The sequence below is a fragment of the Streptomyces sp. NPDC047971 genome (genome assembly GCF_040653355.1).
In the GTDB taxonomy this organism is placed as follows: Bacteria; Actinomycetota; Actinomycetes; order Streptomycetales; family Streptomycetaceae; genus Streptomyces.
The window spans coordinates 1-10,490 of sequence record NZ_JBEZNW010000079.1 but is presented as its reverse complement, the minus strand read 5'-3'; the positions used below and the strand labels follow the sequence as shown (position 1 = coordinate 10,490).

At 72.1% G+C, this 10,490-nt stretch carries 11 protein-coding genes; 4 read left to right on the top strand and 7 right to left on the bottom strand.

Features of this window, described 5'->3' with window-relative positions; all coding sequences use genetic code 11:
* Positions 1–151: 151 nt before the first annotated feature.
* The 7 genes from truB to rimP form a co-directional block, all read right to left on the bottom strand.
* Positions 152–1,078 carry a tRNA pseudouridine(55) synthase TruB gene (gene truB, locus AB0D99_RS35325; protein WP_362372231.1) on the bottom strand — a complete coding sequence of 309 codons (927 nt, stop codon included), beginning with the start codon at positions 1,076–1,078 and terminating at the stop codon, positions 152–154.
* Complete coding sequence (gene rbfA, locus AB0D99_RS35320) at positions 1,078–1,527, bottom strand: 30S ribosome-binding factor RbfA (protein WP_362372228.1); 450 nt, start codon at positions 1,525–1,527, stop codon at positions 1,078–1,080. The genes truB and rbfA overlap by 1 nt, the downstream gene beginning before the upstream one ends.
* A gap of 29 nt (positions 1,528–1,556) precedes the next feature.
* A complete protein-coding gene (locus AB0D99_RS35315) occupies positions 1,557–1,850 on the bottom strand; it encodes a DUF503 domain-containing protein (protein WP_362372225.1) in 294 nt (97 codons plus the stop codon).
* Positions 1,851–1,992: 142 nt separating this feature from the next.
* Positions 1,993–5,082: a translation initiation factor IF-2 gene (gene infB / locus AB0D99_RS35310; RefSeq protein ID WP_362372222.1), complete on the bottom strand. Its 3,090-nt coding sequence runs from the start codon at positions 5,080–5,082 to the stop codon at positions 1,993–1,995.
* Positions 5,083–5,229: 147 nt separating this feature from the next.
* Positions 5,230–5,508: a YlxR family protein gene (locus tag AB0D99_RS35305; RefSeq protein WP_362372219.1), complete on the bottom strand. Its 279-nt coding sequence runs from the start codon at positions 5,506–5,508 to the stop codon at positions 5,230–5,232.
* A 120-nt stretch (positions 5,509–5,628) separates the two neighbouring features.
* On the bottom strand, positions 5,629–6,636 hold the full coding sequence (gene nusA / locus AB0D99_RS35300; protein WP_362372216.1) for a transcription termination factor NusA: 1,008 nt from the start codon (positions 6,634–6,636) through the stop codon (positions 5,629–5,631).
* 2 nt (positions 6,637–6,638) lie between these two features.
* Positions 6,639–7,136: a ribosome maturation factor RimP gene (gene rimP, locus AB0D99_RS35295; RefSeq protein ID WP_362372213.1), complete on the bottom strand. Its 498-nt coding sequence runs from the start codon at positions 7,134–7,136 to the stop codon at positions 6,639–6,641.
* A gap of 152 nt (positions 7,137–7,288) precedes the next feature.
* Here rimP and AB0D99_RS35290 point away from each other — a divergent pair, with 152 nt between their 5' ends.
* From AB0D99_RS35290 to AB0D99_RS35275, 4 genes are read left to right on the top strand one after another with little or no spacing between them, the layout of a single operon-like run.
* Positions 7,289–7,939: a hypothetical protein gene (locus AB0D99_RS35290; RefSeq protein ID WP_362372210.1), complete on the top strand. Its 651-nt coding sequence runs from the start codon at positions 7,289–7,291 to the stop codon at positions 7,937–7,939.
* Entirely contained in the window at positions 7,936–8,352 is a 417-nt protein-coding gene (locus AB0D99_RS35285) for a ferritin-like domain-containing protein (RefSeq protein WP_362372207.1), read from the top strand. Before AB0D99_RS35290 ends, AB0D99_RS35285 begins: the two co-directional genes overlap by 4 nt.
* A 56-nt stretch (positions 8,353–8,408) precedes the next feature.
* Positions 8,409–9,308: an aminoglycoside phosphotransferase family protein gene (locus tag AB0D99_RS35280; protein ID WP_362372204.1), complete on the top strand. Its 900-nt coding sequence runs from the start codon at positions 8,409–8,411 to the stop codon at positions 9,306–9,308.
* Positions 9,309–9,355: 47 nt separating this feature from the next.
* Complete coding sequence (locus AB0D99_RS35275; protein WP_362372201.1) at positions 9,356–10,327, top strand: slipin family protein; 972 nt, start codon at positions 9,356–9,358, stop codon at positions 10,325–10,327.
* Positions 10,328–10,490: the final 163 nt, after the last annotated feature.

Below are 10,490 nucleotides of genomic sequence, written 5' to 3'. Positions count from 1 at the left end.
GCCCCCCTTTTAACCCCCTCGCGCCGCCCCCTGGGGTTGAGGGGGGGTATCCCATGGTAGACCCCGCCCCGGGGGGGTTAGGGTGGAGCGGGCACGCGCGCGTGCCCGCTCCACCATGATCAGGGGCCCTCGGCCCACGGGCGAGTGCCGGTCAGCCGAAGACGGCGAGGCTCTTGGCCTTGCCCTTCTGGTTCTCCACCAGCGCCAGCAGCCGGCCGTCCTGGGCGAAGACCGCCACGGGTCCCGCCGGGTACGACGGCATCTCCAGGCGGACACCGTTCAGCAGCAGCCGGGCCCGCTTCTCGTCGACGTCCCAGCGGGGGAACGCCGCCGCGGCCGCCTCGGCGACCGGCATGACCGTCAGCTCCTCCTGGAGCTGGTCCAGGGTCCTGGCCGCGTCCAGCTTGTACGGTCCGACGCGGGTGCGCCGCAGCGCGGTCAGATGACCGCCCACGCCGAGCCCGGCGCCCAGGTCGCGGGCGAGTGCCCGGATGTACGTACCGGAGGAGCAGACCACGGAGACGACCAGGTCGACGACCGGTGTGCCTTCCTCGGCCGTGGCCTCCCGGACGTCGTACACCTGGAACGACGAGACCGTGACCGGCCGGGCCGGGATCTCGAACTCCTCGCCGCCGCGCACCCGCGCGTACGACCGCTTGCCGTCGATCTTGATGGCGGAGACCTTCGACGGCACCTGCATGATCTCGCCGGTCAGCTCGGCCACTCCCGCGTCGATCTGCTCGCGGATGACCTTCGAAGCGTCCACGGACGCCGTGATCTCGCCCTCGGCGTCGTCGGTGATGGTCGTCTGCCCCAGGCGGATGGTGCCGAGGTACTCCTTCTCGGTCAGCGCGAGGTGACCGAGCAGCTTCGTCGCCCGCTCCACGCCGAGGACGAGGACGCCCGTCGCCATGGGGTCGAGCGTGCCCGCGTGGCCGACCCGGCGGGTCTTGGCGATCCCGCGCATCTTGGCCACGACGTCGTGCGAAGTGAAGCCCGAGGGCTTGTCGACGATGACAAGCCCTCCCCCGGCCTCCGGCCCGGGGGTACCCCCGGGCTTCTTCCCTGCGGTGCTCATCAGGCGGTGGTGCCCTCTTCGTCCTCGTCCTCGGGCTTGCGGTACGGGTCGGCCTCGCCCGCGTACTTCGCGCCCGAGGACGCCTCCCGCACCTTGGCGTCGGAGGCCCGCGCCTTGTCGAGGAGGTCCTCGATCGTCCGGGCGGTCTCCGGAAGGGCGTCCGCGACGAAGGTCAGCGTCGGCGTGAACTTCGTCCCGGCGGCGGCACCGACGGCGGAGCGCAGGATGCCCTTGGCGCTCTCCAGTCCGGCGGCCGCGCTGGCCCGCTCCTCGTCGTCGCCGTAGACCGTGTAGAAGACCGTGGCCTCCCGCAGGTCACCGGTGACGCGGGTGTCCGTGATGGTCACGTGCGTACCCAGGCGCGGGTCCTTGATGCCGCGCTGCAGCTTCTCGGCGACCACCTCCCGGATGAGGTCCGCCAGCTTCTTCGCCCGCGCGTTGTCGGCCACTGGTCCGTCTCCTTCTTTGCCTTGCTCATTCAGTCTTCATCAGTGTGGAGCCTGCGTCGCACCGACAGCAGCTCCACCTCGGGCCTGGCCGCGACCAGCCGCTCGCAGCGGTCCAGCACGTCCGACACGAACCCCGCGTCCCCGGACACCAGAGAGACCCCCAGTCGGGCCCTGCGATGGAGGTCCTGGTCGCCCACCTCGGCCGCGCTCACGGAGAACTTGCGCTGGAGCTCGGCGACGATGGGCCGGACGACGGAGCGTTTCTCCTTCAACGAATGAACGTCGCCGAGGAGCAGATCGAAGGACAGAGTCCCCACGTACATGTAGTGCCGGATGTCCCGCCGGTTCGGGTTCGGTGGCCTGCCACGCCGTCGCTTGGCAGGAACACCAGAACCGTACACGCAACGGCCGGGGCCGATCGACGGAAATACTCTCCGCCGACCGGCCCCGAACCTACAGCCGCACTCAGGCGCGCGGCTTCTCGCGCATCTCGTACGTCGCGATGACGTCGTCGATCTTGATGTCGTTGAAGTTTCCGAGGTTGATACCACCCTCGAAGCCTTCGCGGATCTCGGTGACGTCGTCCTTGAAGCGGCGCAGACCCTCGATGTTGAGGTTCTCCGCGATGACCTTGCCGTCGCGGAGGAGGCGCGCCTTGGTGTTGCGCTTGACCTCGCCCGAGCGGATGAGGACACCGGCGATGTTGCCCAGCTTGGACGAGCGGAAGACCTCGCGGATCTCCGCCGTACCGAGCTCGACCTCTTCGTACTCCGGCTTGAGGAGGCCCTTGAGCGCCGCCTCGATCTCCTCGATGGCCTGGTAGATCACCGAGTAGTACCGGACGTCGACGCCCTCGCGCTCCGCCATCTGCGCCGCGCGGCCCGCGGCGCGGACGTTGTAGCCGATGACGATGGCGTCGGAGCCCATGGCCAGGTCGATGTCGGACTCGGTGACCGCACCCACACCGCGGTGCAGGACACGGATGTCGACCTCTTCACCGACGTCGAGCTGGAGCAGCGAGGACTCGAGAGCCTCGACCGCACCGGACGCGTCGCCCTTGATGATGAGGTTGAGTTCCTGGACCAGACCGGCCTTGAGCACCTTGTCGAGGTCCTCGAGGGACACCCGGCGGACGCGCTTGGCGAAGGCGGCGTTGCGCTCGCGCGCAGCACGCTTCTCGGCGATCTGACGGGCCGTACGGTCCTCGTCGACGACCAGGAAGTTGTCGCCGGCGCCCGGGACGTTGGTGAGACCCAGGACCAGGACGGGAGTCGACGGGGTCGCCTCCTCGACGTTGTTGCCCTTGTCATCGAGCATCGCCCGGACACGGCCGTACGCGTCGCCGACGACCATCGTGTCGCCGATGCGCAGCGTTCCGCGCTGGACCAGGACGGTCGAGACGGCACCACGACCACGGTCGAGGTGGGACTCGATCGCGATGCCCTGCGCGTCCTGGTTCGGGTTGGCCCGCAGGTCGAGCGAGGCGTCGGCGGTGAGGACGACGGCCTCCAGCAGGGAGTCGATGTGCAGACCCTGCTTGGCGGAGATGTCGACGAACATCGTGTCGCCGCCGTACTCCTCGGCCACCAGACCGAACTCGGTCAGCTGACCGCGGACCTTGGTCGGGTCGGCACCCTCGACGTCGATCTTGTTGACCGCGACGACGATCGGGACGCCGGCGGCCTTGGCGTGGTTGAGCGCCTCGATCGTCTGCGGCATGACGCCGTCGTTGGCCGCGACCACGAGGATCGCGATGTCGGTCGACTTCGCACCACGGGCACGCATGGCCGTGAACGCCTCGTGACCCGGGGTGTCGATGAAGGTGATGCGGCGCTCTTCACCGTTGACCTCGGTGCCCACCTGGTAGGCACCGATGTGCTGGGTGATGCCACCGGCCTCGCCCGCGACGACGTTGGTCTTGCGGATCGCGTCGAGCAGTCGGGTCTTTCCGTGGTCGACGTGACCCATGACGGTGACGACCGGCGGACGGGAGACCAGAGCCTCTTCGCCGCCCTCGTCCTCGCCGAACTCGATGTCGAAGGACTCGAGCAGCTCGCGGTCCTCCTCTTCCGGGCTGACGATCTGAACGACGTAGTTCATCTCTTCGGCGAGCATGACGAGCGTGTCGTCGGAGACGGACTGCGTGGCCGTGACCATCTCGCCGAGGTTCATCATCACCGCGACGAGCGACGCCGGGTTGGCGTTGATCTTCTCGGCGAAGTCGGTGAGGGACGCACCGCGCGACAGGCGAATGGTCTCGCCCTGGCCGCGAGGCAGCATCACGCCGCCGACCGACGGGGCCTGCATGGCCTCGTACTCCTGGCGCCTCTGACGCTTCGACTTGCGACCGCGACGCGCGGGACCGCCGGGACGGCCGAAGGCGCCCTGCGTGCCACCACGGCCACCCGGGCCACCGGGACGGCCACCGAAGCCACCGGGACGACCGCCGAAGCCGCCGCCACCACCGGGACCACCCGGACGACCGCCGCCGCCACCACCGGGACCACCGGGACGGCCGGCGAAGCCGCCGCCGCCACCGCCGGGACCGGCCGGACGACCGGCGAAGCCGCCGCCGGGACGACCGCCGCTGCCACCGGGACGACCGCCGGGGCCACCGGGGCCACGGCCGCCGGGGCCACCACCGGGACGCGGGCCGGCAGCGGGACGCTGCGGCATCATGCCCGGGTTCGGACGGTTACCGCCGGGCGCGCCGCCCGGACGGGGAGCCTGCGGACGAGGCATGCCACCGGGGGTCGGACGGGCGCCGCCCTGACCCTGGGGACGCGGGGCGCCACCGGGGCCGCCCTGCGGACGCGGGGCACCCGGAACGGCACCGGGGCCGCCGGGACGGGGGGCACCGCCACCCGGACGGGGCGCCTGCGGGCGCGCCATTCCGGTGGAGCCACCCGAGGTGAAGGGGTTGTTGCCCGGACGCGGACCGGCCGGACGGGCACCGCCCGGACGCGGAGCGCCCTGGCCCTGCGGACGCGGGGCACCCTGGCCCTGCGGACGCGGCGCGCCCTGACCCGGACGGGCGGGACGGTCGCCGGTGGGACGGGGACCCGGGGTCGGGCCACCGGAACGCTGACCGGCGGCGGGAGCCGACGGCGGCGCGGTGAACTCGGGGGCGGCCGGAGCCGGCGTGACCGGCTTGGGCGCGGGCTTCGGGCCCGGGCGGGGGCCCGGAGCGGCCGGAGCCTGAGAGGGGGTGCTGCTCGCCGGGGCCGCCGGGGTGACCGGGGCCGAGGGCGCGGCGGGGGCCGGCTTGGGGGCCGGGGCGCCGGGCTTCGGGGCAGCGGGACGTGCCGCGGCCGCCGGAGACGGCGCCGCGGGCTTCGAGGGGGCGGCCTTGCGAGGCGCGCCAGGCTTCGCAGCGGTCTTGCCGGCGCCACCGCCGGGACCCTGCAACGCATCAGTCAACTTGCGCACGACCGGCGCCTCGATCGTCGAGGACGCCGAACGGACGAATTCACCGAGTTCTTGGAGCTTGGCCATGACGACCTTGCTCTCCACACCGAACTCCTTGGCGAGTTCGTATACCCGGACCTTAGCCACTTCGCTCCTTTGAGGTCCGGTTACCGCCGGACCGTCGCTACTTCATGGGCGTACTCATCGCGTACTCATCGAGTGCTCATCGCAATCTCGACCTACTTCCAACTCGCGAGGTACCTGACCGCACGGTTTTCCGTGCCGTACTTCTTCTTACAAAGCCTGCTGCTCTACGTGATAGCGAATATCCGCCGTTTCGAGCGGACCCTGGACCCTGAAGGCCCTCGGGAACGCCCGGCGGCGGACCGCCAGGTCGAGGCAGACCGAGGCGGGGTGCAGATACGCACCCCGGCCGGGCAGCGTACCGCGATGATCGGGGACGCACGCGCCCTCGACCGCCACGATGCGCAGCAGATCGCTCTTGGCCGCTCGCTCCCGGCATCCCACACAGGTTCGCTCAGGGCACGCTCGGTCTTGCGTCCGGCCAGACACCGTTAAGTCTACCTCCCCGTAGCGACCTCACCCGTTTGGGGCAAGAATCGAACGGTCGTTTGTCGTGATCTCGCCCTCACACAAAGTGACGAGGGCGCGATCCCTTCCCTGCCGCGCGACTCAGTCGCGGTCGCGCGGCTCGTCGGACGGGTGCTCCGTGTCCGGACGGATGTCGATGCGCCAGCCGGTGAGCCGGGCGGCGAGGCGGGCGTTCTGCCCCTCCTTGCCGATGGCCAGCGACAGCTGGTAGTCGGGCACGGTCACCCGGGCGGACCGGGCGGCCAGGTCCACGATCTCCACCTTGGAGACCCGGGCCGGGGAGAGTGCGCTGGCCACCATCTCGGCCGGGTCGTCGGACCAGTCCACGATGTCGATCTTCTCGCCGAGCAGCTCCGCCATGACGTTGCGGACCCGGCTGCCCATCGGACCGATGCAGGCGCCCTTGGCGTTCAGGCCCGAACGGGTGGACCGCACGGCGATCTTGGTGCGGTGGCCGGCCTCGCGGGCGATCGCCGCGATCTCGACGGAACCGTCGGCGATCTCGGGGACCTCGAGCGCGAAGAGCTTCTTCACCAGATTGGGGTGCGTACGCGAAAGGGTGACCGACGGACCCCGGACGCCCTTGGCGACCCGGACCACGTACGTGCGCAGCCGCAGACCGTGCGTGTACTCCTCGCCCGGCACCTGCTCCTGCACCGGGAGGATGGCCTCCAGCTTGTCGTCGAGCTTGACGAGGACGTTCTTCGGGTCCTTGCCCTGCTGCACCTGGCCGGCGACGATGTCGCCCTCGCGGCGGGCGTACTCGCCGAACGTGACGTCGTTCTCGGCGTCGCGCAGCCGCTGCTGGATGACCTGGCGCGCGGTGCTCGCCGCGATCCGGCCGAAGTCCGACGGGGTGTCGTCGAAGTCCTTGGGCTCCTGGCCCTCCTCCAGCTCGGAGGGGTCCTCCTTGGCCCACACCGTCACGTGACCCGTCTGCCGGTTCAGCTCCACGCGCGCGTGGCGGCGGGCGGACGGGGTGCGGTGGTACGCGATGAGGAGGGCCGACTCGATCGCCTCGACCAGCAGGTCGAAGGAGATCTCCTTCTCTTGTGCCAAGCCCTTCAGGAGCTTCACGTCGATGTCCACGGCTACGCCTCCTCTTCCTTCTTGTCCTTGCGGTTGAACTCGATCTCGACACGCGCCTTGGCGATGTCGGCGAACTCGACCCGGCGGGCGGTGGGCTTGCGCCCCTTCACGCCCGGCACCTCGAGGTCGACGCCGTCCTCGTCCACGGTGAGGATCCGCGCGACGAGCTCTCCGCCGTCGTTCAGCTGCAGCTTGGCGAGGCGCCCGGTGGCGCGCACGTAGTGGCGGTGCTCGGTGAGCGGGCGCTCCGCGCCCGGGGTGCCGACCTCGAGGGTGTACTCCCCCTCGCCCATCGCGTCGGTCTCGTCCAGCGTCGCCGAGAGCGCACGGCTCACATCGGCGACCTGGTCCAGGTCGGCTCCCTCTTCGGAGTCGACGACGACGCGCAGCACCCGCTTGCGTCCCACGGAGGCCACCTCGAGCTCTTCCAGTTCGAGTCCCTGCGAGGCGATGAGCGGCTCTAGGAGTGCTCGCAGCCTGTCGCTCTGGGTGGTGCTCATCCGGGTGACTCCTCGGCCGCGTGTGCTGTTGTGGGTTCGTCGCGTGTCAGACCAAAGGGTATCCGGTCCAGGGGGGTGTTGCCGTCCACGGGGCCGGGGGCCGCGGGTACGCTCGCCTGCGGTGATCTTCGACCGAGGCCGAGGGAGTGGATGTGGGGCGCACGGGGACCGTGGGCAGACGGGCGCTCCTGACGGCGGGGGCGGCGACGCTGGTCGGCTGCACGTCCGACGGGGGCGGAGGCGAGCGGCCGAGGAAGCGGACCGCGGCCGAACGGGCCGCGCTCGCCGAGGCGGCGCTGCGCCGCGGATCGGTGACGACGAGCCTGACCCTGCTGGAACGTTACGACGCGGTGCTGGCGGCGCATCCCTCGCTGACGGAGCGGCTGGCCCCGCTGCGCCGCGCGGTCGCGGCGCACGCCGCCGCCCTCGCCGAGGGCGTGACGCCGCTGCCGACCGGCGGGGAGACCGGCGACCCGGAGGGCGCGGAGGCGAAGGCCGCCGGCACGGACGGGCCGAAGGGCGAGGCCGCCCGAACGGCGGGCACCCGGCCGGCGGACACCCCCGGTGCCACGGCCGCCGGTACGGCACCCGCGCCGGGTGCCACCACCTCCCCGGGGCCCGCGCCCGTTCCGGCCGACCCGGCGGCCGCTCTCAAGGACCTGGCGGCCGCCGTGCGCGGGACGGCCGACGCCCACACGGCGACGCTGCTCGACGCGCCTCCCGAGTACGCCCGGCTGCTGGCCTCGGTGGCGGCGGCCGGGGCGGCGCACGCGTATCTGCTGACCGAGGGAGGCCGGGCATGAGCGCCCTGGACGCGGCGCAGGCCGCGCTCGCCGCCGAGCACGCGGCGGTGTACGGATACGGGGTCGTCGGCGGCCGGATCGGTGGCGAGCGGCGCACCGAGGCCACGTCGGCGTACGAGGCCCACCGGGCCCGGCGGGACGGGCTGCGCAGGACCGTACGCGACCTGGGCGGCGAGCCGGTCGCCGCGGCGGCCGGCTACGAGCTGCCGTTCCCGGTGCCGGACACCGCCGCGGCCGTGCGGCTCGCCGCGGTCCTGGAGGACCGGGTGGCGGCGGTGTACTCCGATCTCGTACGGGCCGGCGAGGGACCGCTGCGACGGGACGCGGCCGCCGCGTTGCGCGAGGCGGCGGTACGGGCGGTTCGCTGGCGTGGCAGCGACGTAACCTTTCCTGGGCTCGCCGAGCGGGTGTGAGTCCGGCTCTCACGGCCCTGACCAGGCTCCGGTACTGCAGAAGGAACAACGTACGCATGGGTTTCGAACCGCCGCAGCGACTCGTACGGGCGCTCGGCGAGACGTACGGCGACGCCGCCGCGGCCGAGTGGCTCGGGAAGCTGCCCGAGCTGGCGCGGACCGCGGTGGAGCACGCCTCCCTGGACAGCGAACGCGTGGTGGCGCCCGGTGGGCGCAGCAGCCTGGTCGTCCTGGTGCGGCGGCGGGACGGCTCCCCGGCGGCGCTGAAGATCGCGCCCGGGGCCGCCCGGCCCGAACTGGAGCGGGACGCGCTGGCGCACTGGAACGGCTGGGGCGCGGTACGGCTGCTGGACGCGGCGGAGGACGGCTCGCTGGTCCTCGAACGGCTGCACACCGAGGTGTCCCTGCGCTCCCTGCCCGAGGCGAAGGCGCTGCTCGAAGCCGCCGGCACGATCAGGAAGCTGTGGGTCGAGCCCCCCGCGGAGCACGGCTTCGAGTCCGTGGCCGCGCGTACGGCCGCGCAGGCCGCGGCGATGGAGTCCTACCGTGCCGACGCCGAGGCCGGCGCGCTGACGGCCGCCGCGCTGACGGCGCGCGAGGAGCTGGTCGGCGACTCCCCCGAGACGTTTCTGCTGCACGGCTGCTTCCGGCAGGGCAAGGTCCTGGCCGGGGACCGCGCACCGTGGCTGGCCGTCGGCCCCGAGCCGCTGGTCGGCGAGCGCGCCTACGATCTGGCCCGGCTCGTACGGGACCGGGTCGAGGACCTGGTGGCGGCGTCGGCCGGGGCGTCCGCGGCCCGCCGGAGGGTCAACAAGCTGGCGGACTCGCTGGAGGTGGACCGCGAGCGGCTGCGCGGCTGGACGCTCTTCCGGGCGGTCGAGTCGGGTACCCGGGCGCTGACGGCGGGCCGCCATCAGGACGCGGAGCTGTTGCTGGAGTTCGCGGGCTGGCTGTAGGGGAATAACCTTGCTGTAACGCTCGGCTCGGACCTCAGGGGGCCGCGATGCTCGAGGAGCTGTTGACAGCGGTGGCGGCGGCCGGAACGGCGGCCGTGGTGTACGCGGCGGCGGCCGCGCGCGTGGTGAAGCAGTACGAACGGGGCGTGGTGTTCCGCTTCGGCCGGCTGCTGAGCGACGTCCGGCAGCCGGGATTCACGATGATCGTGCCGGTCGTCGACCGGCTGCACAAGGTGAACCTGCAGATCGTGACGCTGCCCGTGCCCGCGCAGGAGGGCATCACCCGGGACAACGTGACGGTGCGGGTCGACGCCGTCGTCTACTTCAAGGTGGTCGACGCGGCCGACGCGCTGGTGCGGGTGGAGGACTACCGGTTCGCGGTCTCGCAGATGGCGCAGACGTCGCTGCGGTCGATCATCGGCAAGAGCGATCTGGACGACCTGTTGTCGAACCGGGAGAAGCTCAACCAGGGTCTGGAGCTGATGCTCGACAGTCCGGCGATGGGCTGGGGTGTGGCGATCGACCGGGTCGAGATCAAGGACGTGTCGCTCCCGGAGACGATGAAGCGCTCGATGGCGCGGCAGGCGGAGGCGGACCGTGAGCGGCGGGCGCGGTTGATCAACGCCGACGCGGAGCTGCAGGCGTCGAAGAAGCTGTCGGAGGCGGCGGCGGTGATGTCGGAGCAGCCCGCGGCGTTGCAGCTGCGGCTGCTGCAGACGGTGATGGCGGTGTCGGCGGAGAAGAACTCGACGCTGGTCCTGCCGATCCCCGTGGAGCTGCTGCGGTTCCTGGAGCGCGCTGCACAGCCGCAGGGCTCGGCATCGTCCGAGGACGCGGAGGCGCATGTGCCGGTGGCGCCGCCGGAGACCTTCCAGGACCCCCTGCCGGGCCTGCCCGAGGAGCCGCGGCCCACGAGGGACCTCCCGGACCTGGCGGATCTGGCGGACCTCCCGGAGCTCCCCGACGCCACGGTCGCGGGCCCCCCGGCGGACCCGGTCCCCCGGGACGAGGCGGCGTAGGCGCGCGGCGGGACGGAGCCCGGGGGCAAGCGCACCGCGGCAGCGGGAGCACGGCCCGGGGGGGGCGGGCCCGCCCCGGGCCGGGCCCCCGCCCCCCACCAACCACACGAGCGGCGCGAGGAACAGCACCACCCAGAAGACAACGCAAAAACGCCAGACACGG